We start from the raw sequence: 25,412 nt of genomic DNA on the forward strand, positions 1-25,412 counted from the left end.
ATCTTTAGTGCAGCGACTTCTTGTAGTTTGACTGAAGCCAATCAGACACAACGCGCTTTGGCCATTATGCCGCACGGGAATCCTGCTTGCCAAACACCCGGTAGCTCTATAAGCTCATAGATGTTGCACAAGAGTGTGATGCCCGAAACGTAACCAAAGGAGGTGTTTGATGATTGTAATAAAGGTGCCTCAGGCAGGTTCGTTTGAATAGGCAACACGCCTTACCTGCCTGACCCACTTTGGGGTCCGTATGCGATGGCTACGGCGACCCTATGGTGCTGTTCTATTTCAGGCAGATAAATGTCCCATAAATTGATTGAGCTGGGTTGGTCGGCTCATTTTATGATGCAGCTTCGCGATGACGAGCTGCAAACCCTTTCTGTTGCGCGCATTACTCAGGTTCATAGGAACCAGATGGTCGCCATCAGCAGTGAGGGAGAGTTTTCTTTGAGCGTCCCAGGCCATGGTTCTACAGGCTCTTATGCCGTTGGTGACTGGGTGATCTATGATTCTCAGTTTCAGGTTACGCGTGTTCTTGACCGCCTTACTGTCGTGGAACGACGGGCCGCGGGGGAAGATGCACGGACGCAGCTGATTGCGGCTAATCTGGATGTGCTGTTCGTAACCACCTCTTGCAACAAAGACTTCAACATTGCGCGCCTTGAGCGATATCTGGCTGTTGCCCAGCAAGCTGGCATTCAACCTGTTGTGCTGTTGACCAAAGCCGATTTGGTGGAGGACTCGCGAGACTTTGAAGTGCAGGTGCAAAAGATTGATCCTTTGTTGCCAGTCATCGCGCTGGATACCCGCGACACCTCTCAAATCACGCCGCTCTTTGACTGGTGGAGAGCCGGACAGACGGCAGCTTTGGTTGGGTCATCTGGTGTTGGTAAGTCTACCATTCTCAACAGCTTGAGCGGGTCTTCCGCCAAAACCTCTGGAATTCGTGAAGATGATGCCAAAGGTCGGCATACAACGACGGCACGCTGCCTTTACCCGATTGGTGAAGGCCGCTGGCTTATGGACACGCCGGGTATGCGTGCCTTGAGGCTCTATGAGGTTTCCGAAGGCGTTTCGGCGGTGTTTCAGGATCTGGTTGATCTTGCTGAGGACTGCCGGTTTGGTGATTGCAGCCATGATGCAGAGCCTGGGTGTGCCATTCAGGCTGCGATTGAGTCGGGTGAGCTGGATGCTGCCCGGTTGAAACGCTGGCAGAAGCTGGTGCGGGAAGAGCAATACAACAGTGAGACTGTTGCGCAGTCCCGGTCCCGTTCAAAAAACTTCTCAAAAATGATCAAACGCGTGCAAAGCGGTAACCGACACATGAAAGGCGACGCCTGACACTCATGACATGTGCTCCCGTGGATGTAAGTTTGCGGGAGTGCATTAGGGCGGTTTCTTGCGGTTTTCAGCATCTCCAAGGGGGAGCCGACCCACGAATTTGGCAGTTTCCGCAGGTCGGCCAGATGTCTTTGAAGTGTTGTTGTGTTGAGGCAACTTCAAAGACCTCGGGAGGCTTATCCACTCGGTAAATTTGCTGTCTGACCGAAGTGGTGACGCTCACCTATTTTTTAACCGAATGCAGTGCTGCAATACCGTACTCGGTGTGGCAGCCTTGTTTTTGCAGCTGCTTTAGATGAGTGTCGCGCGGATCCATGAAACAAGCTGTCCTATAAAGAACAGCGCAAGAATTTTTTTTAGGCTAGACGCTCCCCGCGAAGCAGGGGGAAGCCACACACAGATTCGGGATTATGCGTCCTGTGGCAGGACTTTGGGCAGCTCAACACAGAAGGTTGTTTCTGCACGATCCGCCAAAAAGGTGAGAGAGCCGTAGTGAGACTTAACCATAGATTGCACGATGCCAAGGCCCATTCCGGTCCCACCTTCTGAGCGGCGGGTTGTGAAGAACAGGTCAAAAATTTTCCCTGCATTCCCCTCAGAAATACCGCTTCCATTGTCGCAAATGTAGAATCGCAGTGTTGTCAGCGTTTCTTCGATTTGGATAGTAACTTTTGTGGCCGCGTGGTTGATCGCATTGTCCACCAGGTTGAAGAAAATGATTTCTGCATTTTCAAGCGTGATCGGCACTTGGACCGAAGATTGGCTCTTAAGGTTCACTTCAAGACTAGCGTATTGATTCTGCAGGTGGTTGAGCAGGCTTTCCAGATCCAGCTGACCCGTTGATTTCGGGTTATCTGCACGCGCCAGATGACGCAAGCGATCCAGCAGGGCTGTTACCCTGTCGGAGTCTTTGAGGATGTTATTCAGGAAGCGGTTTCGCTGTTCCTTCGACATGTCCTCACCAGACTCCATGAGCAACTCTACCGCGCCCTTGGTTGCTGTGATCGGAGACTTCAGTTCATGCGCGGCGTGTGAGGCAAATGTTGAGATGTAATCTGCTCTCTCGGATATCTTGCGCGCCATAGACAGAAAGCTGTCTGCCAGCGATGCAAACTCACGTGTGCCGTTGTGTTTGAGCGGGGCAATGGCATTTGCATCACCCGTACTGATCCGCTGCGTGCGTTCTATGAGCTCGTGGATTGGCTTCGTGATTACCCGCAGAAAGACAAAGCCAATCAGCGCTGTCACCAGCAATGTGAAAGCGCTTGCTATAGCAACAATTTCCCATTGCTTGAAGAGCTGGCGCAGGGTGTTGCTTGGGGTTCTGGACGCATAAATCACGCCGACAACCTTGTTGTGCAAGATGACTGGCATTGCGGAGAAAATACGCGTTGCCGTTCCGCGGCTTAAGGATGAGAAAGCTGGAGCTGGTTCATCTGAAATGCGTTCTCGTAAAACGCTTTTATATTCACCCGAAAGAGCGGCCTGAACCTCTTCAATGTGGCTTAGTGAGAGCCCCAGTTCGCTGCGCCCAGCGATGACGTTTCCTTTGTGGTCCAGCACCCGGAAACCAGCCAAAGTGACCTTTTGGGTCTCTACGAGCAAGGGAGACAAGCGGCTCCCGATCTCCTGCATAATGTCGCTCGATGGATCACCTGAAGGGCGCGCCTTTGCCCGGCGTGGGTATGTTTTTGCAGAAAACAGATAGGTGCGGGGGGCGATGGGCTTGTATGGACCATTCTCAATGGAGATGGTTTGTTCAACGGCTGCAAACTCACCGAGCTCTATCTCCTCTTGCTCGGCCACCATGCGTGACATGACAGCAGACAGGACTGCGCTTTGGGCAATCAGTGCATTTTCCGTTTGCTGGAAAATCTGATGCTCGAAGATGCGGAAGAACAGGATGATTGCGAATGGCAGCAGAAGCACGCTTAGCAACACAGCAACGACAACCATGCTCAGGGTCGGGCGCCACTTTTTGCGGGTTGTGGCAGCCTTCATGTTGCAGCAGACATGGCTGCTAACCGAAACCCGACGGCATGAACGGTTTCGATGAGATTTGGAGCCCCTGCATTTGTCAGCTTCGAGCGCAGATTGCGGATGTGGCTGTCGATCGTGCGGTCGGAGACATGGATGTTTGGCGGGTATGCAAGATCTATAATTTTGTCGCGCGAAAACGTCATTCTTGGACGATCGAGAAACAGTTTCAGGATCTCAAACTCGATTGATGTCAGCTCCACAGGTTGCTCACGATACGTCACAGATCGATACGCGGCATCCAGTTGCACGCCTCCGGCTTCTCGTTGAGCAGAGCTTGCGGGTTCTGCGAGCTTAGGGCCTTTCGTTCTCTTCAGAATTGCGCCAATACGCGCGACAAGCTCCCGAGGGCTGAATGGCTTGGTGACGTAGTCATCACCGCCCATCTCCAAACCGAGGATCCGGTCAATTTCTTCATCGCGCGCTGACAGGAACAGGATCGGCACTTCTGAGTGCTTGCGGATTTCCCGGCAAACCTCAAAACCATCCATTTCAGGCATGCCGATATCGAGGACGATCAGATCTACCGGCTCGTTCCTGAAACGGGCGACAGCATCGAACCCATCTTGAGCAACGCTTGCTTTGTAATTGGCTTTTTCGATTGCGAAGGTGATGACGTCGCGAATATGAGCGTCATCATCAACTACGAGAATATTTTGCATTTTCAGAGGCCCGGATCGTCACGATATCGAGTTTTACTGTCGCTTGGTGCCGTTTGCAACTCGGTCGGGGTTTGCAATTCGACTGGGACCTCATTCTCTTGCAGATAATCGAGCAGCAACTGATTTCTAAGGCTCCAAAGGCGCCAGTCCCTTGCATCGAGCCGCACGTGGTGAGCCATGTAACGCCGGGAGGACTGCAACTCTATCAATCTCCCATTTTTGCCTTCAACACCGCGGTCCAGCTCGCTTTTGATCTTCGCATCAATTGCAGGGATCGCCTGCGGACCAAGCTTGATCAGATACCAATGGTCAAACTTGGAGTTCTCGGCGTAGGTCACATTGTAGTTTGCGATCAAAGCGGCTGTATTTGTGAGGCTGAGGGAATACAGGATCACTGCCACTGCAAGCATGTTCACCCGAACAAGCCAGCCGTTGTTGCGCCTCAGAGCAAGTTTCACGATGATGCTAAGCACACCGATAAGTACCAGCATTACCCAAACCAGCGCGTAGAGGCGCAGGTAAGTCATTGAATACTCGCTGACGTAATTGCCGAGGCGAGCAAGACAGGAGACCACAAGCAGAGTGGTTTGAACTGTCCATGCCAGCAGCAGTACCTGCACGAGCTTGGATTTTGCGGTCGCAGCCCCTGAACGGCTGGCAAACAACACGAAGATTGCAGCAAGCAGAGCGGCGATGATGAGCGTATAAACGCCTGAGTGTGCGTAATTGGCGTATGTGGTTCCTGCTGGGAGTTCTTGAGAACCCCACAGATAAACAGCATCCAACACCGTTTGCAGGGCGAAGAGGCCGTTGAAGAGGACCAGCGAGCGAACCACTGCCTTGTAGCCAAAGAGATCATCCATCACTGATTGATAGGCCTGGACGACTTCCTGCTCCGGTGTTTTGACACTCGGAACAGTAGTTTTCTCTTTCTTCAGCTTTTTTCTGAACTTGACCCGCAGAAACGGCCAGACCAAAGCAAAGGCAATAGACCAGAACACGATGCGTGCCATGTTCAGTTTTTCGAAGAACTTTCCAGGATTGATGTTGAGCAACCACTGCTCAATGACCGGGTTTGATGAGCTGAACAGGTAGAGGAAGACCGGGAACAGCGTTAGCGGCAAGAACCAGGTGAACGCCAGTTTTGCGTAGTTGGAGAATGGCCGCTTACGACGCTTCACGCGACTTAGAGTGATCATGTCCTTTACAAAGCCCAGCGGCCAGCAGCGCAGGAAAACGAGCAGCACTCTTAGTAACTTCAGGTCGAAGGCGTTTATGCGCAAGTTCATGATCAGTGCGCTTGTGGCTAGTGATAGGATCGCAATAAGGCCGCTGAGGAAATCCCACTGGAGCACGCTTGGTGCAACGCCAACAATTACTGTCAGTCCTGCGATCCATGCACGGTGAGCACTTACCCTGCCTGCACCCGCCAGCATGATTGCAAAGGCAACGGCCACGATGAAGATGCTGAAGCCGATTTCTGCGCGGTGGCCAAAGAACAGGAAATCTGCGAGCAGGCAGAGCCCCAGGCCGAGGATAAGACGCACCTGAATGCCAAGGACAGGCATCCATGGCAGCTGTTTGCGAGAGGTCGATAACATTGATTTTGCCCCAAAATCACTTGAAAGAATGAAGTTGGGGGAGATCTAGAGACCTCGATTGCAGGGAGTTGGGCAAAACACATGAGATCGCGTGCAGATTTGTGCAGTTTCTGTGCAGGCGGTTTTCATGATGTGTTGGGCAGTGAAAAAGGCAGCCTACGCTGATGTGCAAACTGCCTTTGGTTTGTTGTTTCAGTCTCCCTAAGCCGCTTTTATGTCGCCGAGGAATTGGTCGATTTCCGTGCGGAGGTGGTCAGCTTCTGTGCGGAGTTCTTCGGAAGCGATGAGGACTTGCTTGGAGGTTACGCCGGTTTGGATGGCGGCCTCGTTGACCTTGGAGATGTTTTCCGTGACCTCCGCCGTTCCACCCGCAACTTCGCTGACGTTGGTTGCGATTTCCTGCGTGGCGAACTTTTGCTCACTGATTGCACAGGAGACAGCACTGGCACGTTCGTCGATCTCACGAATGATCTTGTCGATGTCTTCCATTGCCGTGAGAGAGCCCTCTGTTGCGCGCTGGATATCTGCAATCTCGTTGCGGATCTGCTCGGTGGCCTGAGATGTCTGCTCTGCCAGCGACTTCACCTCGCTTGCCACCACAGCAAAGCCTTTGCCTGCTACCCCTGCCCGCGCGGCCTCTATTGTGGCGTTGAGCGCAAGCAGATTGGTTTGTTCGGCAATATCTGTAATGATGCTGACCACATCCCCCACACTTTGTGCAGCCTTGCGCAGTTCTGCTGCATCGGAATTGGCGCTGTGCACTTGTTCCACGGCTTCTGACGCCGCTTTTCGGCAATGGTGCATCTGATTGCCGATTTCGGCGACGGAACTGTCGAGTTCCTCCGTTGCTGAGGCGACGGACTGGACGCTGCGGGACGCTTCTTCAGCTGCTGAAGCCACGGCTTTGGATTGGGAGCTTGTGAGCTCGGAGATATTCGACATTTCCTGAGAGGAGAGCTGCATGGTCTGCGAGTTGCGGCCCATGGTCTCCAGCACGTATGAGACAGCCTGCTCAAAATCAGCGATACGCCCTTCCAGAAACTCACCACGCTCAAGCTGGACTGCGTGCTGAGTGTCTTGCTCGTGCTTCAGATCACGCGCCAGGATCATATTTTCCTGGAATACGGATACCGCCTTGATCATCTGGCCCACTTCGTTTTTAGCAGGCTCCGGCAGTTTGATGTTCAGGTTCCCACTCGCCAGTTGCTCCATGGCCTCAATGATACCTGCGAAGGAGCGCTGGATGGATTTGATAAGGATGAAAGACATCAGGAACACCAGTAGGAAGGCAGCTGCTGCGATGCTCATGTGCAGTGTCAGGCGTCCGTTGGCATTGGCTTGAAGGTGCTCCGTATCTGTGATCAGGCTTGCGGCGATGGTGTTTTCCAGTGTCTTGAGCTGATTGATCTTTTGAGAGGCTGTTTCAAACCACTCCGGACCGCTTATTGCTTCCAGGTCAGTTGTGGAGTTTGCATCATCTAGCGCGATGTTGCGGTAGGTGTTCAGCTTCGTGTTGGCGGCCCCTTCTTGCACCTTTGTGAAGTCTGCAAAAATTTCACGTGTGGCGTAGGTCTGGAAGATATGAGTGAAGGCCTCTTGTTCCACGATCAGCTTTTGAAACTTCTTCATAGCTGCAGGTGGGAACGCGTTGCTTGCAAAGCCAGCGGCACCAACCGCCCGCTCCAACCCTGCCCGCTCCTTTGCCAGAAGGAAGGCATGATAACTCACAATGCGATCTACGATCTCCGCATTGGGGCTGAGTTCACTCATGGAGCCGATGATATCCAGCTTATCGGAGTTGAGCTGGGTGTAGAAGCCGACGGCCTCTCCAATTTGCACGTTAAGGTCATCCACTTCAGAACGCAGGGCTGGAGTCTTTTGCAGTTGCGCGTTGATGCCTTCCAGGTCTGCTGCAAATTCCGGCTGATAGATGGTCAGGTCAAAGTCATCCAGAAACTGCAGGTAGTCGATGCGCGCTGTATCAGTTGCCCGGCGTTGCTCTTTCAGGTCAACCGCAAACTGCTGGCCTTTGCTGGCGAGGAACAAGGCAGTGGCTCCGCGCTCCTTTTGCTGCTCATGCACCAGACTGCCGATTTTGACCGACAGGCGCGTGAGCTGAGACAGTGCTGCCAGCTTCTGCTCGTCCTCGGTATCCACCTTGATGAGCTGATAGAGAAAAACGAGAGCTGCAATACTTGGAATAATTGAGAGCAGTGTAATAGTATGAACAATTCTGAGCTTAGCTAAATATGCAAACATGATAATATGGGTCCGCTGAAATCTAGCTAAGCATTTTCCCTTGTTTATTTACGGCCAGTTAACGATACAGGGCCGATTTCATGCATGCGAGTAGCATTTGGGATCGTGTGAAAGTTGCACTTTTGATAGAGCCTTGTTCAGAAGTTCTTTTTCTGGAAATGAAGTCCTTTTGTTATTCAGATAAAAAACATTAGTTATTTCGTATATTCTTTAAAAACAAACATTAGAGATATCAGTAAACTGATTAATCAGGTCAACAATTATTGGCATACAAACTTAAATCAGAGCAGAGATTCGAAATAAAACGCCTCATTCAGCAAACTAATACATTCTGATTAAGCGTTTTACTTAGCTGAGCAAAATGAACGACTTACGTTACGTAGCATGCGCCAGGAAATGAACTTGTGGGCTGGGCCAACGGGCAGCATGTAGAGGTTGCCGAACCAGTTGTGGGTGATGACTGAGGACGTGATGCGGACCAGCGCCCCTTCATTTGCAGCGTCGACACTGATGGTGGTCATGACTGAGAGGTGCTTGTCTCTTGAGGTGAGCACTAACTCGCGATCCTCGATATGTTCCACCAAAAAGAAGTCGAGATATTCTCCCGCAGCAGGCGGAGTGGTCGGCCGCTCTTTTTCAAACCCTTTTATCCTTGTGACGCCAGCCAATGCAGAGATTTGGTCTCTCAGCCAAAAGGCAGCGTTGAGCCAGACAGACCGCTTGCTCAGCAAAGCGCAAGAGACCTCAAATGCGGTTGGTTGTGCGTTTATCTTCAAAGAATTGACGTGATAGAAGTTAAGCTCTTCGCGTGGAGCAACCAATTGAGGGACCGGGATGGATGAGATTTCCGGCATTTCTGATGCTCCTTCAATGCAGCCATGACTAATGTGACCATCTCTTTAGAATAATCTAAAGTACTTTTATAGACAACGGATTAGATCCTGTTACGCAGCTTGCCTGAAACTATAATTATATATCTTAGGCGCCACACTCTCGCCTTATGATTGCAGCACACTTTTCCTTGCACCAGTTCGGTGTTTCTATTTTTATATTACGGGCAGATCACGTTGAGTGTGAGGTACAGCAAGACAGGCTTTTCTGTATGGCTCTGTGCGCTTGCTGTGTCTGCTCACGGGGGAATTTATGCAATCTAGTTTGCTTCGTGTTGCTATTGGGTGTTCCGTTCTCTTCACTGCTCAGGCCGCTTTTGCATCAGGCCTTTATCTTGTGCGTGAAGACGGCAGTGAGATCACAATCTATCTGAAATCCCAAAGCCCGAAGGATGCGACAGACCTCCTTGTTCTCATTCAAGGCTCTGACTGCAACAGCGTTGCTCACAATACTCTGATCAATGAGCAGTTTTCTCAGGTTTTGCCCGAAGCGGATGTTCTGACCGTTGAGAAATACGGGATCACATCCGACCTCTCGTGGGATCGCAGCAGCGATGTTCACCCTGATTGCCCAGCGGATTACATCCAGAACGACTCACCGGAACGTCGAACAGCAGATTACATCAAGACTATCAGTGAGCTGAAAGAAGGCGGGACTTACGAGCGCGTGTTCTTAGTTGGCGGAAGTGAAGGCGCAATGGTCGCCAACATGATTGCTGCAAAAACTGATTTTGTGACGGCCAGTGTTGCTCTGAATGGTGGAGGGCGTAAATTTCTGGATACAATCCTTTATAATATCAAACACACTTCCAACTCAAAAGAGCAGGAAAAAGAAGATACAGAGGGCTTTACCGGCTTTGCGATGCACGTGATGAACAGTGAGCCATTCGAATTAAACATGGGCGATCACGGTTATGCTTGGTGGCGATACATGCTTAATTCTGACCAGCTGGAAATTCTTGCGCAGGTAGATAATCCACTTCTGATCGTGCAAGGAGGCAAAGACATCAATGTTTCACCTGAAGCTGTTGATCAACAGATTGCGAAACTCACGGAGCTGAGTAAGACCAATATTACTTACAAATCCTACCCAGACATGACCCACTCCTTTAAGGGGGCCGGAGGGGAAAGCATGGTCGAGCAGGTCATCACCGACATTAAGGGATGGTTGGCGCAGCTGGATTGATCCATCGAAGGGCAGTTTTCTGCCCTTTTCTTTTATGGTGGGGGATGGATTGTCAGCTTGGCTGCTTATTAATGCAGTTCCAACTTTGCCTTGGCACTATCCTGCGAGTGACAGACACCATCGCGCTTCATCTTGCGCTCGCACTGACGTTGGGAGGCAGGGATGAACTTTGGCTTCCACGCACGGACAACTTCTTTAAATTCTGCAAGGAACAGTTTGAGTTCTGCGGCATCAAGCTCTTCAAGAGCGATGCAGGAAACAACGGCAGGCTGGCCAAGGGCAACACGAATGAAGGTAAAGCGGTTCTTTGCGGTATGGTTCTCGTGCAGCATCTGAACCATGACATGCTGCGGTACGTCGGCATCCTCTGAGAGGTAGGCCATCATCTTCAGGCGCTTGTCACAGGCCCGCATGTGGATCTCAATATCATCGGCATTCAGCGTACACTCACCGTCTGTATTAAAGACAGGTGCTTCCATGCCGCCATCCGATGCAACCTTATTCATAAGTGTTTGCGGTGTCATATTCTGCAAGACAGACCATCCAATCCATTTGTTTCTATAGTGGCAGAAAATATCGAATATTCTCCTAAGAGCTCCCCGTTTTTGAGGCAGGAAGTTCCAGTCACCACTATGAATTGGAATAAGGGCAGAAACTGTCTTCTATGAGACACAAAGCCGTGATGTGCGTGCAGAAATCGTCAGTCTTACCACCTAAATAACGCTGCTGTGATCTGGGCTGACCCGCAAAACTGCGAAGGCAGTCATATGAGTTGTGATATTTACAAAACACAACCCAACCTGATCACATCTGCTGAACTCGGCGTCAGAGGGTATGGATAAGTGTTGAGAGACGCTTTTATGCCCGATGTGCCGTTTTTTAGTGCTGGGGTGTGTCCTTTTCAGATCAGCATCTTGGAGATGATGTTGATCTTCTGGTCCTGATGATTTGCCTGTAACGCTTCAATTCCGGCTCGCATGCCTTTGACCAGAGTATCGACGGACATGCTTGGTGCGCCGAGGTTCTGGATCATAGCAGCAACCTCTGGCAAATGAGGCAGGTGCACCCAACCAGCCCGAACCGGGAGATTGTGTTTCGTGATGTGGTGCAGGACGCCGTACATCAGATGATTGCAGCAGAACGTGGCAGCTGAATCCGAAATATCCGTTGGCACCCCTGCATCACGCATGGCTTGCGTCATAGCCCGAAGAGGAACCGTTGCGTAGTAGCCAACTGGCCCATCTGGCACGGTCAGCTCACCCTGAAGTGTGACACCTGCGGTATCGGTTACGCCATAGCGAGCGCAGTCGTTGAGGTTTTGTGCGAGGCGCTCCAGCGTGATCATGGAGCGACCACCATATTCGCCCAGCATGAGGACAGAGCTGGGTTTCAGCTCTTCCATAGCGGCCACGGTTTCTTCTATGCAGTGAAAATAGCTGCCAGAGACGATGCGGGAGACGATTTTAGCACCAGCGATCTCTTCACCATCCAGTGCCAACGCAAGCTTTTCTGCCGGATTGGTGGGCGTATTGGCATAGGCGCCAAAGCCTGTGATGAGAATGGTTTCCATAAAATGCGCTCCCTCTCGTTTAGATCGCGCAAATGGTACCCAGAGCAGCTTAAGCCTTTGTTCAAGAGACAAAGACAGATGAAGCAAAAAGAGCCTCTGCATGACAGAGGCTCCCGAGTTTGTGCAGTTTAGGCCTTACAGAGCGCTCTCGATCTCAGCGACAACAGCTTCAGCTGCGGCGCGGGGGTCTTCGGCGCGGTAGATTGGGCGGCCGATGACGAGATAATCGGAACCCGCTTTGATTGCGTCGTAGGGTGTCATCACGCGGCGCTGATCACCAGCATCTGCACCTTTAGGGCGTACGCCTGGTGTCACGATGCAGAGCTTGTCGCCAACTTTGGCACGCATGGCGGCGGATTCCATTGGCGAGCAGACGATGCCACCGACGCCAGCAGTTACCGCATCAAGCGCACGCTGTTCCACCAAGGTTGCTGTAGGGCCGACGTAGCCCGCGTCTTTGAGGTCTTGCTCATCCATTGAGGTGAGCACGGTGACGCCCAGCAGGCAGAGGTCTTTGTTGCTGACTTCTTCCAGTGCCTTTACAGCAGCGCGCATATTTTTCGGGTAAGCGTGCACGGTCATGAACTTCATGCCCATTTTTGCAACGTTTTTCACTGCGCTGGTGATGGTGTTGTCGATATCCAGAAGCTTCACATCCAGAAAGATGGAATGCCCTTCCTTCGCCATCTCTTCAGCAAACTGAAGACCACCTGCGAACTGGAGTTGCATACCAATTTTGTAAGTGCCGACAAGTCCTTGTGTTTGTTTGACGAGCTGGCGGGCCTCATCAACTGTTGGAACATCCAGAGGGAGGATCAGGCGATCGACTGCACTTGCTGGGCGATAAGACATGCGAGGCTCCAAATATCTGCTAGATAAACGGCTCAGTTCCTAACAGTTTGTGCCGAGAAATACCAGAGGGAGTAGCAGATCCTAGCTTTTTCATCTTTGGGTATTTTCAGCGATCCCTTAGCCTGTTAAAACGGCGCGTCTTTAAATGCTTGTGCAGGGGTTTTGCATGAGTATAAGGACTATAAACTTATCAAGGGACATCCCATGCGTCAGGCCACTATTGCCCGCGGCACAAAAGAAACGACGATCTCTGTTTCCATCAATCTGGATGGCACAGGCAAGTACGACATCAAAACCGGTGTTGGTTTCTTTGATCATATGTTGGAACAACTTTCCCGACATTCGCTCGTGGACATGACGATCCGCGCAGATGGTGACACCCATATTGACGACCACCACACCACCGAGGATGTGGGCATTGCTCTGGGACAAGCGTTTAAAGAAGCGCTTGCCGACATGAGCGGCATCACCCGCTATGCAGACACGCACCTTGCGATGGATGAAGCTCTGACTCGTGTGGCTCTGGATGTCTCCGGTCGTCCTTTCCTTGTCTGGCAGGTAGATTTCCCACGGGACAAGGTTGGCACGTTTGATACTGAGCTTTTTGAGGAGTTCTTCCGTGCGTTTGCCATGAATGCAGGTTTTACTCTGCACATTGCAAACCTTTATGGCACCAATTGCCATCATATTGCGGAAACATGCTTTAAAGCAGTTGCGCGTACTGTACGCACAGCTATCGAACCAGATCCACGTCAGAGTGGACGCGTGCCAACTACAAAAGGTCAGCTTGGCGGCTAACCTTTTCGGCCCGCAGCTCTGCTTGTTCAGGGAGAATGCAATTGGCTGTCTATTATGTCATGACCGAACCAGGGGTTTCACTTGACCACCTGAAGGACGAGGACGCACGAAACATCAAGTTCGTGAAAGACGGTTTCTCGTGGTGGGCGATGCTCTTCCCGCTGCTCTGGTCTTTGTACAACCGGATGTGGCTGGTCTTCCTCGGGTATCTGGCAGCTATCATTGCACTGGTGTTTGTAGCTGAAGCCTTTGGCTCTACCACTGGCGGCTTTATCACCGTGCTCGCCACTTTATTTTTTGCGATGGAAGCCGGGTTCCTGAAAAGCTGGAGCCTGCGCCGCAAAAACTGGCAGACTGTCGGGTTTATCTCTGCCGCCAATCTGGATGAGGCAGAAATTCGTTTCTTCGACCGCGTTTCCAAAACTAAAAGTGAAGTGCGGCTTCCACAGGGGCCAGTGGCCCCACACACCAGCGACACTGACGTCGTTGGAATGACACTCAAGCGATAACAGGAGTTTCTTCATGAGTGTGGCAATTATTGATTATGGTTCTGGCAACTTGCGCTCCGCGGCAAAGGCGTTTGAGCATGCAGCCCATAACCATCATCATACTCATGAGGTTACGGTAACTTCTGATCCTTCAGTTGTTGCCAAGGCTGACCGTATCGTTCTGCCCGGTGTTGGCGCATTTGCGGATTGTCGCCGTGGCCTGCTGGCACTGGGTGGCATGGAAGAGGCATTGGCGGAAGCTGTGCTCACCAACGGTAAACCCTTCATGGGTATTTGCGTGGGCATGCAGTTGCTGGCGACTCGTGGGCTTGAATTTGAGAGGGCGGAAGGGCTGGACTGGATCAGTGGTGATGTCACCGCGATGAAACCAGCTAATCCTGAGCTGAAAATTCCTCACATGGGTTGGAACACCATCAACGTCACTGGTGATGAACATCCGGTGCTTGAAGGCATCAAAACCGGCGGTGATGGCCTGCACGCTTACTTCGTGCACTCCTATCACTTTGCGACCGAGAACCCTGAACACCGTTTGGCAAGCTTTGACTATGCGGGTGAGTTCACTGCGATGGTTGGCCGAGACAACATGGTTGGCACGCAGTTTCACCCGGAAAAGAGCCAGAAGCTCGGTCTCTCTTTGATTTCCAATTTCCTGAGCTGGGCGCCGTAACGGCTGCCCGCTTTCAGTGACACAGACAAGTCCAAGGACAGAATTATGATTATTTTTCCAGCGATTGACCTTAAAGGTGGCCAGTGCGTTCGTTTGAAACTGGGCGACATGGATCAGGCAACCGTGTTTAACGATGACCCGGGTGCACAGGCGAAGGCGTTTCAGGACCAGGGCTTTGAATGGCTGCACGTTGTTGACCTTGATGGTGCGTTTGCCGGTGAAACCAAAAACGGCGAAGCTGTTGATGCGATCCTTGCCAACACAACCAACCCGGTTCAACTGGGCGGCGGTATCCGCACCATGGAACACATCGACAACTGGCTGGCGAAAGGCGTTGCACGCGTCATTCTTGGTACCGTGGCTCTCCGTGATCCTGAGCTGGTGAAGGAAGCTTGCAAGAAGTACCCTGACCGCATTGCCGTTGGTATCGACGCAAAAGGTGGCAAGGTTGCCGTTGAAGGTTGGGCAGAGACCTCTGAGCTGACTGTGATTGAGCTGGCGAAGCAGTTCGAAGATGCTGGCGTTGCAGCGATCATCTACACCGACATTGACCGTGATGGTGTGCTGAAGGGCCTGAACATTGAGAGCACACTGGAGCTGGCGAATGCAGTGAGCATTCCGATTATTGCTTCCGGTGGCTTGGCAGATATCAAGGACATTGAGCGTCTGGTGCAAACAGACTGCGATATTCTTGAGGGCGCGATCTCTGGCCGTGCACTATATGACGGTCGCCTTGACCCTGCAGAAGCGCTTGATCTGATCAAGAAAAGCCGTGAGGGCCTCGCATGACCCTGAAGGCTCGCATTATTCCATGCCTTGATGTGAAGGATGGCCGCGTCGTGAAAGGCGTCAACTTTGTTGACCTGATTGATGCTGGCGACCCTGTTGAGGCAGCCAAAGCTTATGACGCAGCTGGTGCAGATGAACTGACATTCCTTGACATCACGGCCTCCAGCGACAATCGCGACACGATCTATGATGTTGTGCAACGCACTGCTGAAGCTTGCTTTATGCCAGTGACTGTTGGCGGCGGTGTGCGCACTGTTGAAGACATCCGCAAGCTGCTGATCGCCGGGGCTGACAAAGTTTCAATCAACACCGCAGCGGTGAAAAATCCTGAATTTATTCGGGAAGCAGCTCAGAAATTCGGTAGTCAGTGCATTGTTGTCAGCATTGATGCCAAGCGCGTTTCTGCTGAAGGCGAAGAAGAGCGTTTTGAGATCTTCACCCATGGTGGCCGTACGCCAACTGGCATTGATGCTGTTGAATTTGCGCGTAAGGCAGTGGACCTTGGCGCTGGTGAGCTGCTTGTTACATCTATGGACCGTGACGGCACGCAAGAGGGCTACAATTTGCCGCTTACCCGTGCAATTGCGGATGCTGTACATGTACCTGTGATCGCTTCCGGTGGGGTTGGAACTCTGGATCATCTGGTTGAGGGTGTTCGTGATGGACACGCAACTGCTGTGCTTGCTGCTTCAATCTTCCATTTTGGGACTTACAGCATTGAAGAAGCCAAGCAACACATGGCAGATGCTGGAATTCCTATGCGTCTGGATAAGTAAATTTCGCTCAGGTATTCAGAGTAATCCTGAAGCGGCCTCAACAAGGCTAGCCAAATGACCAATTTTACCCTTTCGGACCTAGAGGCTATTGTTGCTGCACGTGCGAACAGTGACGATGAAATGTCATATACCCGCAAACTCATTTCAAAGGGCGTTTCCAAGTGTGCACAGAAGCTTGGAGAGGAAGCCGTTGAAACTGCGATTGCAGCCGTAGAAGGTGATAGGGACGGCGTTGCTTCTGAAGCAGCTGACCTGCTTTATCATCTACTTGTTGTTATGAAGGTTTCCGATGTGTCGCTGGATGAAGTTCTAGCTAAGCTTGCAGCACGCACCGGCCAAACCGGACTGGAAGAAAAAGCGTCTCGTACGGACGACTAGTTTTCTTCCTGTCACGCGAAGTGGGAGGCACGAGGGGCCTTGAGCGCTAACGCTATGCATAAAGAAATCGCTCCAGTGCAAGAGCTGGACCTGTCCCCCTACTCTGTCTTTACAGAGACTGAATGGGCGTCTTTACGCGCAGGCACACCAATGACGTTGAGCATGCAGGAGATTGAAGACCTGCAATCGCTCAATGACTTTGTGTCTCAGGAGCAGGTGAAGAATATTTACCTGCCACTGTCTCGTCTGCTTGCCTATTACGTGGAAGCTTCCCAAAGCCTTCAGTTTGCAACGAAGCGCTTTTTGGGCATGCAGCTGACCCGAACGCCGTTCATCATTGGTATTGCGGGTTCGGTCTCTGTCGGCAAGTCAACGACGGCCCGCCTGTTACAGGCACTGCTTTCGCGCTGGCCTGCAAGCCCGAAAGTGGACCTGATCACCACTGACGGTTTTTTGTATCCCAACTCTGTTCTGGAAACAGAAGGATTGATGCGTCGGAAGGGCTTTCCTGAGAGTTATGACCGCTCTGCACTGCTCAAGTTCCTGACAGACATCAAGGGCGGAGAGCGCAAAGTTCGTGCCCCGATTTACTCTCATTTCTTCTATGATGTGATGCCGGGACAGCATGTCACAGTCGAACAGCCAGATATTTTGATCGTCGAAGGGCTGAACGTTTTGCAGACTTCACATCAGCCAAAAGCGGCAAAGGCAGTGCCCTTTGTCTCTGATTTCTTTGACTTTTCCATCTACATTGATGCGGAAGAGCAAGTGCTGCAACGCTGGTATCTGGAGCGTTTCATGCGTCTGCGTGAGACGGCATTCCGAGATCCCGGTTCATATTTCCATAAATTTTCCACAATTTCGAATGATAAGGCGCAAGAGATCGCGAAGGACCTTTGGCAAAACATCAATCTGGAGAACCTTCGCCAGAACATCTTGCCGACGCGACCACGCGCTGATCTGATCCTGACAAAGGGAACAGACCACAGCATCGAAACCGTGGCGCTGCGCAAGATCTAAACGAGCAAACGCGCTCTTACATTGCTGACTGACAGACTGGCACCGAGAGGCAGGCGCCAGCCTGTATTGCATGTGTTTGAGCGTTGAGTGCCTGCAGGCCTTCCCCGGAAAGCTTGCTGGAAAGTTTTGCCTGCCGGCGTGCAAAATGCCCCCGAGCAGGAGCTTGCGTCAGTAAAACGACAGCTGCGCACCATCATCAGACTGGCATGAACCACGAAGCGTGTGAGCGCCTCGACCGTTTCTTATTGCCAAGTTCCAGCAATCTCGCATGCAACGCGCGCGGGAACCGGTGCCGCTGTGCCTAAAAAAGGCTTTCGGAGGAATTATGCTACAGCTTGCAAAAGTATCCGCGTATGCAGGGTTTAGTTTTCTGGTTCTCACTACAGCAGTTGCTGCAGGGCCAAACGCTTCTTTTGGTGATCTTTCCTTGTCTGTGGAACCAGTTTCTCTGCTCTCCGGCAAAGATACTCTTCCGCAAAACAAGATGACCACCTCCGGCAACTATAATGTTGCCAAGCCAATTCTTGCTAAAGGCTGGGCGACAGCTGAAGACGGCAAGGCAGGCTCTTCTCTTCAGAAAATCCTACCTGTTGGTGCACAGCTGAGCGTACTTGACTGGGCGACGGACCCAACCAAAGGCGAGCTGGTTCGTCTGGGCGTTGACCAGCCGGACGAAGACGGCAGCATCACCGCTGACATTTATGTTTCCAAAGCAGATTTTTCGACCTACACACTGACTGAAGTTGCCAAACTCAGCCGTGACGAAGCAGACAAGATCGCCGGTAGCGAAGAAGACAGCTATATTGGCTATGCTGGCGCAGTGCTGGCTGCAAGTTCTGGCCGTGTTCGCTCTGCTCGTCGCCGCCGCGGCATGACTTACTGCTACCGCTATGTGAAGAAGCATCTGATTTCTGAAGGTCTGGTAGACACCTATATTCCGGGTGGCTCGGCTTACATGGCGATCAAGGCTCTCCCGAAATATGGCTTCAAACGCTTGCGCGTGAGCAGCCCTGATCGTGCGCCAGATGGCTCAATCTGCGTTTATAACCGCGACAAACGCAATCGCCACGGCCACATTGAAGTGAAGAAAAGCGATACCTGCTACTGGTACGGCTACGGCTGTAGCAAGAACTCCATGTATGGACGTCGCGACTTTTACGACTGTTTTGCCAAAGGTGACATTAAGCGAAGTTTCTGGGCGTTTACGTCTTCGAGGAAAGACGAGGACGACAATGAACGCGGAAGTTCTGCTCTTGTAAGAAGGAATGATCCTTCTGAACGCCTTTAATACCTGATGATGACACCCTGACTGAAAGGTCGGGGTTTTGTCATTTTGGTGCTTTAAACTTTCCAGATCGGGACATTCCGAGGAGGCCTAAAATGCTTGCATATCTAGCTGCACTGAAATCCGCAGAGAAATCCGAAAAGGATCCCTCTCAAAACCAGAACGAACTGGGGCAGGTCGTGGGCGAAGATATGTTGGATTGGGCTCCGGCTCAGCTGCCGACAGACGAGACGATGGTCGGTCACTTTTGCAGACTGGAGCGATTGGACCCCGAAAAGCATGCGCAAGACCTGTATGAGGCGTTCAGCGTTGATACAGAAGGCCGCAACTGGACCTATCTGGATGAAGGTCCCTTTCCAGACTTTGAAAGCTTTGAGCAATACATCAAGGAGTTGGCTGCCGGGAACGACCCGTTTTCATTTGCTATCATTGAACAAGAAGGCGGAAAAGCTCTTGGTGTTGCGAGTTACATGAACATTGTGCCTGAAACTGGCAGCATTGAAGTTGGGCACATCCACTTCTCGCCTCTGCTGCAACGCAAGTGCGGCGGCACGGAAGCGATGTTCCTGATGATGCAGCGTGTGTTCGATAAATGGGGATACCGTCGTTATGAATGGCGTTGTAATGCCTTGAACAAAGTATCTCGCAAAGCAGCTGTACGCCTTGGCTTCAGTTATGAGGGAACATTGCGTCAGGCATCCGTTGTCAAAGGCAAGAACCTGGATACGGCCTGGTTCTCGGTGCTTGATAGCGAATGGCCTGTTTTGCGTGCCTCCTTTGAGAAGTGGCTTTCGCCTGCGAATTTCAAAGAAAACGGCGCGCGCATCAAAACGCTGTCCGAACTGGTTGCACGAGAAGAGGTCCGAGTCTTTTAACGACTTCTTAGCCGACCTAATGATGATGAAGCCTCGGTACGCCCGAGGCTTTTTTGTGCGAAGACCTGCCGCACATGCACCTATTACGCTAGATTTCATGTTGTGCTACTCTGCGTGCACCTACCCAAGCTTTTCTTATCTCACATTACAAATGCGATTATCACTATGCTCATTTATGCAGATTACATCGGCTATCTCGCTGCTATTATTGGCACCTTGTGTTGGCTTCCGCAGACCGTGAAAACGTGGCGGTCTCGCGAGACAAAAGACCTCTCCCTTGCTGCAAACCTTCTTGTGCTGAGCACTGTAGTGCTCTGGTTTGTCTATGGCATCATGATGGAGGCCTGGCCGCTTGTTGTTGGCAATATCATTTCCATTATCGCGGTTGGTGCGATTGTGACTGCCAAGCTGATCTATAAATGAGATCGCGCACAGAATGGTCGGATTTGAATAGATAGAGACCCACAGCATTAAGCTCAGGTTCAGCACACCTTTCGGGACGTAATAGACAGAGACGCTGGTTTAAATTCATATCTATGGGGAGGATATGTTTTGACACGTGAGAAGGAACCAGCATGTTCGACCTCAATAAAAACAATAAGAACGCCGCCGCCCAACAGGAACTCAAAGCGCAGTTGGAAGCGCTCCGTTCAAAGTCAGGAACCAAGGTCGAAGAAGAGCGCATCGAAGGCGTAGACAAGAGTGTGCTTGATCGTGCTGCCGCCCCTCGCGAAGTGCAGCTGACCCATGACATTGCCGCAGCACGTGAGAAGTACCGCGCTGCTACCGGCGATGAGGACAAAAAGGCCGCAATGAAGCATATCTCCGACCTTGAAATGCGGCTGGCGATGGAAAAAGAAAAGAACGCCAAGAATAGATAATTCTGATCTCAGGCAAAGAAAACCCCAGTGCAGGGTGCAGCACCGGGGTTTTGTTTTTTGTACTGTTTGCAGAGCTTAGTTTGCAAGCTCTGCCAGCATGCCAGCTGCCACAGAGAACTTGGAAACCGACAGGTTCTTCTCCAGAATCTCGTTGGTTGCCTGCTGTGTTCTTTCAGCTTTACCGCCATTGCGTTCCAGCCAGCCATCAAAGCCTTTTTCGTCCGCAAGGGCTTGAGCAGCCAGATCACGCAGAGCATTTGCCAGGATGGAGCGGGAACGGTCGAGTGCCAATCCGTCGTAGTAATCACGAATGACAAACTCACGAGCCAGTTCTTCAATCGCACCAAACTTGAAGTGCTCGGCCACGCGGAAGTAGGAGGCTGCAACTTCATCCACGTCACGGTTGGCTTTTTCGGAGACCAGAACGATATCCGGGATCACCATTTCGCCGATGAGACGGGCGATGCGAGCCGCGATCATGATTGGAACACCAGCTTCCACCAGACGATCAGTTTCCGCTTTGAGCGTCGCTGCCCGTTCTTCGGAAAGGAACGTTTCCAGACGTGGAGACAGACGCTTGACGGTTTCGCGGAAGCGGTTGATCGCTGCTTCCAAACCATCTTCGAAGGAGACGTTGCGCAGGAACCAGATCACCATACCCAGCACCAGATCCTGAACCAGAGTGTAGAGCTCTAGCTGCAGATCACCGGAGATGGTGTTGTCTAGACGGTCGATCTCTTCGTTCAGCTGGGTCAGCCCAAAGGCATCACGCACCACAGCGAAGGCACGGGCCACATCAGCAACAGACGCGCCGGTCTGATCGATGATGCGGGTCAGGAATGCAGGGCCACCTCGGTTGATAATGGAGTTCGCCAGCATTGTTGCGATGATTTCGCGACGCAGACGGTGTCCTTCGATTTCCTGAGTATAGGTTTCTGCCATTTGTTTCGGGAAGTAGCGGTAAAGCTCTTTCGCGAGGTAGGCATCATCAGGAACAGAGCTGTTCAGCAGCTCATCATGAAGCGTGAGTTTTGCGTATGCCAGCAGCACGCCCAGTTCTGGGCGAGACAGGTGCTGACCTGCTTTTTCACGTTCCTCAATAGTCACATCGTCCGGCAGATCTTCAACAACACGATCCAGCAGATCCTGAGATTCAAGCTGACGCATCATACGGACCTGATAGCCCAGATCTTCAAGACCACGACGATCACAAAGTGAGATTGCCAGAGTTTGCAGGTAGTTGTTACGCAGCACCAGCTGAGCAACTTCGTCTGTCATATCCGCCAGCAGAACGTTGCGGTCCGGAGTGGTCAGCGTACCCTTCTTAACTGCAGCGCCCAGCGCAATCTTGATGTTCACTTCCATATCGGAGGAGTTCACACCAGCGGAGTTGTCAATCGCATCGGAGTTACAGCGACCACCGGCACGAGAGAACTCGATACGAGCTTTCTGAGTGATGCCGAGGTTTGCACCTTCGCCGATGACTTTCGAACCGACTTCAGCTGCTGTGATGCGGATTGCGTCGTTGCCGCGGTCGCCCACATCGCTGTTGTTTTCGTCAGAAGCGCGGATGTATGTGCCGATACCACCGAACCACAGCAGGTCTGCCTGCATCTTCAGGATAGCGGTCATGACTTCCTGAGGAGATGCTTTCGACTTGTTGAGGCCGAGCATCTTCTGAACCTGAATGGTCAGAGGAATAGACTTGGAAGAACGTGGGTAGATGCCGCCGCCTTCTGAGAGCAGTTCCTTGTTGTAATCTTGCCAGGACGAACGCCCTAGATCGAACATACGCTTGCGTTCTTCCCAGGTCACAGCTGGATCCGGGTTCGGGTCAAGGAAGATGTCGCGGTGATCGAAGGCAGCAACAAGCTTGGTCGCTTTTGAAAGCAGCATACCATTGCCGAACACGTCTCCAGACATGTCACCAACACCACACGCGGTGAATGGTTCTTTCTGGATGTCACGATCCATTTCGCGGAAGTGACGTTTCACAGCTTCCCAACCGCCGCGTGCGGTGATGCCCATCTTCTTATGGTCATACCCAGCGGAGCCGCCGGACGCGAATGCATCGCCCAGCCAGAAGCCTTTGCTTTCTGAGATCGCGTTTGCGGTGTCTGAGAAGGTCGCGGTGCCTTTATCAGCTGCCACAACGAGGTATGGGTCGTCCTGATCGTGACGAACAACCAGCTCTGGTGGCAGGATGAGGTCAGCGTCCAGGTTATCTGTCAGATCCAGCAGGGAGGAGATGAAGATCTTGTAGGCTTCAGTTCCTTCTGCGATCCACTCGTCACGGCTGCCTGTTTTTGGAAGCTGTTTCGGCAGGAAACCACCTTTTGAGCCAACAGGAACGATCACAGCGTTCTTGACCTGCTGTGCTTTCACAAGGCCCAGCACTTCTGTGCGGTAATCCTGAGCACGGTCGGACCAACGCAGGCCACCACGAGCAGCCGGACCAAAGCGCATGTGCACGCCTTCAACGCGTGGGCTGTACACAAAGATCTCGCGGTGCGGCAGCGGCTTTGGCAGGCCTTCCACTTTATGTGGGTCAAGTTTGAATGCGAAGGTTGGTTTTGGCTGGCCAGCATCATCCAACTGGAAGAAGTTGGTGCGCAGTGTTGCCAGGATCAAATTCTGGAAACGACGGAGAATACGGTCGTCATCCAGGCTCGTTACTTCATCAAGGCTTGCGGAAATCTCATCAATCAGACGACCCTCCTTACCCGAACGTTCAAACGTTCCGAGTGTAGGATCGAAGCGTGTATGGAACAGGTGAACGAGCTGCTGAGCGATCTGTGGATAGCGGTTAAGAGTTCCCCACATATAATCTTCAGAATAGAGGATTCCAGCCTGACGCAAGTAGCGGGAGAGTGCGCGGATCATAGCGATGTCGCGCCATGCCAATCCTGCTGTCAGTGCAAGGGCGTTATAACCATCGTTTTCAGCCTGTTTGTTCCAGACTGCGAGGAACAATGCACCGAGTCGTTCAATGTCGGCTTCGGTGAAGTTGCGGAAGCGGTTTTCGTCCAGATGCAGCGTGGTGTCGTGCAGATAACTAAGTTCGCGATCTGACGGTGTAATCCGATAGGTTCTCTCGTTGATGACGCGGAACCCGAGATTTTCGAGCATCGGCACACGAGCGGACAATGGAATCGGTTTGTTGAGGTGGTAGGCCCGCAGAGAAATCTGGCCCTTACCTTCACGCTCGCGCTTGTAGAAGCTGATGACAAGCGGGCGCTTCTCACCCAGCTGTTCAACGCGGCGAATATCCTTGGTCGCAGTCACCGCTGGTGTCGCAGAGGTGTATTCACCATCAAACGCAGAACCATATCGCTTCAGCAGTGCGCCAGAGATGGCATTGCCATAGACTGAGCGGAGCGCTTCTCGTAGGCTGTCTGTCCAGGTGCGGACAATGACCTGAATGGAGGCTTCCAGCTCTGCCTGAGACGGCTGAGGCGTATCTCCGATGTAACGGCCAACAATATAATGGACGCGGACGAGAGGCCCTTCAGGGAATGTTGCGTACCAAGCTGACAGACGGCCTTCGTAGACATTTGCCAGATACTTACCAACCCGCTCACGAATGCTCGTGGTGAAATGATCACGCGGGATGTAGGTGATGATCGATACGAAACGGTCGAACTTGTCGGTTCTGGACAGAACACGGACACGTGGCCGCTCATTGAGCTGAAGAATCGCATCAGCAAAGTTGGAGAGGGTTTCAACATCAATCTGGAACAGATCATCACGCGGATAACCTTCCAAGATGTTGCGAAGTGCACGACCGCTGTGGCTTTCCGGATCAAAGCCGTGCTTCTTCATTACTTTCGCGGTCTTATGGCGAATGTAAGGAATGGAGCTGGTTGAGCGGGTGTACGCTGTTGCGGTGAAGAGACCGACAACGCGCAGTTCACCACGAAGCTTGCCTTCATCATCAAACAGCTTCACGCCAACATAGTCCATGTGAACATGACGGTGGACGCGGCTGCGGATGTTGGCTTTACCGATGATCAGTGGTTCCGGCTTCAGCAGGAACTCTCTGATTTCCGGCGTCATAACAACGAATTCAGAGCCCTTGCGGAGCACCCGGACCTTCGGATCGGTCAGAATGCCGAGACCTGAGCCTTCGATCAGAGAGAGTTCGCTGTTTTCGCTGGTGTCATCAAAAATGAATTCGCGAATCCCCAAGAGGGTGAAATTATCAGCCGCCATCCACTCAAGGAAGGCGATTGCCTCGTCAAACTGCTTGTTGTCTGCCTTTGCGCGGACCTGCTGGTATTCTTCAACCGCCAGCTGGATTCTGTCACGCATTGGGCGCCAGTCTTGCACGGCCTGACGGACGTCATTGAGAACAAGGTCAAGAGTCTCTTCGAGTTTCTTGATGTCCTCATCAGAGTTCAAACGTGTAAGGTGGATGTGGATGAGACTTTCACGGCGAACAGATGGTCCTCCAAGACCAACCGTGCCGTGGAACTTTTGCAAGCCGCCATCATCATCACGCTCTACGATAAAGAGCGGGTGCAGTACGAGGCGGACTTCGTAGCCGGCTGTCTGGATCGCCCCCATCGCGGAGGAAACGAGGAAGGCCATGTTATCGTTGACGATTTCAACGATGGTAATGTCTTCGAGCTGCTTGCCGTCAGCGTTTGGCTGCGGATTGAACACACGAATACGATGGGTCCCCAGCGGGTGATTTGCGAAATCAGCCCAGGCTTCCTGCGATACGACCGCAAGCTCTGATGGGGTATAGTTCAGGAGATCTTCTGCATCGGCGTGAGAGAAGAGGTCTTCGGCAAACCTTGCTTCGTCTTCGTTATCGTCAATTAGCAGTGCACAGGTATCGGCAATAAGCCCAGCTTTAGCCTCGGCTGTCGTTACAGACATTCAGGCGTTCCTCATCCAACATTATAGTCGGCACAGGCTGCGCGAACATGCCACATGGACGCGGCCTATGCCTTTGAAACCTATTAAGGTGCATTTACTCAATATTTCAATGCGAAACGCGACAAGAATCCCGCAAAAACATCGTTTTCAGT

At 52.0% G+C, this 25,412-nt stretch carries 22 protein-coding genes; 13 read left to right on the forward strand and 9 right to left on the reverse strand.

Annotated features, from left to right (window positions below; genetic code table 11):
- Positions 1–300 precede the first annotated feature (300 nt).
- The gene (rsgA, locus tag DHN43_RS09650) at positions 301–1,341 is read left to right on the forward strand and encodes a ribosome small subunit-dependent GTPase A (RefSeq protein WP_108818481.1); all 1,041 of its coding nucleotides are present in this window, start codon (positions 301–303) and stop codon (positions 1,339–1,341) included.
- Positions 1,342–1,749: 408 nt separating this feature from the next.
- On the opposite strand, the gene DHN43_RS09655 is transcribed toward rsgA, so the two are convergent.
- The 5 genes from DHN43_RS09655 to DHN43_RS09675 form a co-directional block, all read right to left on the reverse strand.
- Positions 1,750–3,342: a sensor histidine kinase gene (locus DHN43_RS09655; RefSeq protein ID WP_108818482.1), complete on the reverse strand. Its 1,593-nt coding sequence runs from the start codon at positions 3,340–3,342 to the stop codon at positions 1,750–1,752.
- Positions 3,339–4,040: a response regulator transcription factor gene (locus DHN43_RS09660; protein ID WP_108818483.1), complete on the reverse strand. Its 702-nt coding sequence runs from the start codon at positions 4,038–4,040 to the stop codon at positions 3,339–3,341. The genes DHN43_RS09655 and DHN43_RS09660 overlap by 4 nt, the downstream gene beginning before the upstream one ends.
- 2 nt (positions 4,041–4,042) lie before the next feature.
- Positions 4,043–5,641 carry a DUF4153 domain-containing protein gene (locus DHN43_RS09665; protein ID WP_208995159.1) on the reverse strand — a complete coding sequence of 533 codons (1,599 nt, stop codon included), beginning with the start codon at positions 5,639–5,641 and terminating at the stop codon, positions 4,043–4,045.
- Positions 5,642–5,842: 201 nt separating this feature from the next.
- Positions 5,843–7,900 carry a methyl-accepting chemotaxis protein gene (locus DHN43_RS09670; RefSeq protein ID WP_108818484.1) on the reverse strand — a complete coding sequence of 686 codons (2,058 nt, stop codon included), beginning with the start codon at positions 7,898–7,900 and terminating at the stop codon, positions 5,843–5,845.
- Between the two features lie 344 nt (positions 7,901–8,244).
- On the reverse strand, positions 8,245–8,754 hold the full coding sequence (locus tag DHN43_RS09675) for a DUF2867 domain-containing protein (RefSeq protein ID WP_108818485.1): 510 nt from the start codon (positions 8,752–8,754) through the stop codon (positions 8,245–8,247).
- 289 nt (positions 8,755–9,043) lie between these two features.
- Here DHN43_RS09675 and DHN43_RS09680 point away from each other — a divergent pair, with 289 nt between their 5' ends.
- Positions 9,044–9,976 (forward strand): alpha/beta hydrolase family protein, encoded by a 933-nt coding sequence (locus tag DHN43_RS09680; RefSeq protein ID WP_108818486.1) that lies wholly within the window; start codon positions 9,044–9,046, stop codon positions 9,974–9,976.
- A gap of 68 nt (positions 9,977–10,044) precedes the next feature.
- Here DHN43_RS09680 and DHN43_RS09685 read toward each other — a convergent pair whose 3' ends face one another.
- The 3 genes from DHN43_RS09685 to pyrF form a co-directional block, all read right to left on the reverse strand.
- Positions 10,045–10,482 (reverse strand): type III secretion system chaperone, encoded by a 438-nt coding sequence (locus DHN43_RS09685; protein ID WP_159096816.1) that lies wholly within the window; start codon positions 10,480–10,482, stop codon positions 10,045–10,047.
- A 395-nt stretch (positions 10,483–10,877) separates the two neighbouring features.
- Positions 10,878–11,546, reverse strand: coding sequence for a pyroglutamyl-peptidase I (gene pcp / locus DHN43_RS09690; RefSeq protein WP_057463242.1), 669 nt, complete (start codon positions 11,544–11,546; stop codon positions 10,878–10,880).
- Between the two features lie 135 nt (positions 11,547–11,681).
- Entirely contained in the window at positions 11,682–12,398 is a 717-nt protein-coding gene (gene pyrF / locus DHN43_RS09695) for an orotidine-5'-phosphate decarboxylase (protein WP_108818488.1), read from the reverse strand.
- A gap of 204 nt (positions 12,399–12,602) precedes the next feature.
- Between pyrF and hisB the strand changes: the two genes are divergently transcribed.
- The 11 genes from hisB (at position 12,603) to DHN43_RS09750 (ending at position 20,376) form a co-directional block, all read left to right on the forward strand.
- A complete protein-coding gene (gene hisB, locus DHN43_RS09700) occupies positions 12,603–13,196 on the forward strand; it encodes an imidazoleglycerol-phosphate dehydratase HisB (protein WP_108818489.1) in 594 nt (197 codons plus the stop codon).
- Positions 13,197–13,231: 35 nt separating this feature from the next.
- Positions 13,232–13,705 carry a DUF2628 domain-containing protein gene (locus DHN43_RS09705; protein ID WP_063294277.1) on the forward strand — a complete coding sequence of 158 codons (474 nt, stop codon included), beginning with the start codon at positions 13,232–13,234 and terminating at the stop codon, positions 13,703–13,705.
- A 13-nt stretch (positions 13,706–13,718) separates the two neighbouring features.
- The gene (hisH, locus tag DHN43_RS09710; protein WP_108818490.1) at positions 13,719–14,372 is read left to right on the forward strand and encodes an imidazole glycerol phosphate synthase subunit HisH; all 654 of its coding nucleotides are present in this window, start codon (positions 13,719–13,721) and stop codon (positions 14,370–14,372) included.
- A 45-nt stretch (positions 14,373–14,417) separates the two neighbouring features.
- Entirely contained in the window at positions 14,418–15,161 is a 744-nt protein-coding gene (gene hisA / locus DHN43_RS09715; RefSeq protein WP_063294279.1) for a 1-(5-phosphoribosyl)-5-[(5-phosphoribosylamino)methylideneamino]imidazole-4-carboxamide isomerase, read from the forward strand.
- Positions 15,158–15,937: an imidazole glycerol phosphate synthase subunit HisF gene (gene hisF / locus DHN43_RS09720; RefSeq protein WP_057463033.1), complete on the forward strand. Its 780-nt coding sequence runs from the start codon at positions 15,158–15,160 to the stop codon at positions 15,935–15,937. The genes hisA and hisF overlap by 4 nt, the downstream gene beginning before the upstream one ends.
- A 54-nt stretch (positions 15,938–15,991) precedes the next feature.
- Positions 15,992–16,315: a phosphoribosyl-ATP diphosphatase gene (locus tag DHN43_RS09725; RefSeq protein ID WP_057463034.1), complete on the forward strand. Its 324-nt coding sequence runs from the start codon at positions 15,992–15,994 to the stop codon at positions 16,313–16,315.
- 54 nt (positions 16,316–16,369) lie between these two features.
- Positions 16,370–17,335, forward strand: coding sequence for a type I pantothenate kinase (gene coaA / locus DHN43_RS09730; protein ID WP_057463035.1), 966 nt, complete (start codon positions 16,370–16,372; stop codon positions 17,333–17,335).
- 325 nt (positions 17,336–17,660) lie between these two features.
- Positions 17,661–18,623, forward strand: a complete 963-nt coding sequence (locus DHN43_RS09735; protein ID WP_108818491.1) for a hypothetical protein — start codon at positions 17,661–17,663, stop codon at positions 18,621–18,623.
- A gap of 92 nt (positions 18,624–18,715) precedes the next feature.
- Positions 18,716–19,495 (forward strand): GNAT family N-acetyltransferase, encoded by a 780-nt coding sequence (locus tag DHN43_RS09740; RefSeq protein WP_057463037.1) that lies wholly within the window; start codon positions 18,716–18,718, stop codon positions 19,493–19,495.
- Positions 19,496–19,660: 165 nt separating this feature from the next.
- Positions 19,661–19,918, forward strand: a complete 258-nt coding sequence (locus DHN43_RS09745; RefSeq protein ID WP_063306068.1) for a SemiSWEET family sugar transporter — start codon at positions 19,661–19,663, stop codon at positions 19,916–19,918.
- Between the two features lie 152 nt (positions 19,919–20,070).
- A complete protein-coding gene (locus DHN43_RS09750; protein ID WP_063294282.1) occupies positions 20,071–20,376 on the forward strand; it encodes a hypothetical protein in 306 nt (101 codons plus the stop codon).
- Positions 20,377–20,451: 75 nt separating this feature from the next.
- Here DHN43_RS09750 and DHN43_RS09755 read toward each other — a convergent pair whose 3' ends face one another.
- Positions 20,452–25,260, reverse strand: a complete 4,809-nt coding sequence (locus tag DHN43_RS09755; protein WP_108818492.1) for an NAD-glutamate dehydrogenase — start codon at positions 25,258–25,260, stop codon at positions 20,452–20,454.
- Positions 25,261–25,412 lie beyond the last annotated feature (152 nt).

It is taken from the genome of Pseudovibrio sp. Alg231-02, assembly GCF_900143565.1.
In the GTDB taxonomy this organism is placed as follows: domain Bacteria; phylum Pseudomonadota; class Alphaproteobacteria; order Rhizobiales; family Stappiaceae; genus Pseudovibrio.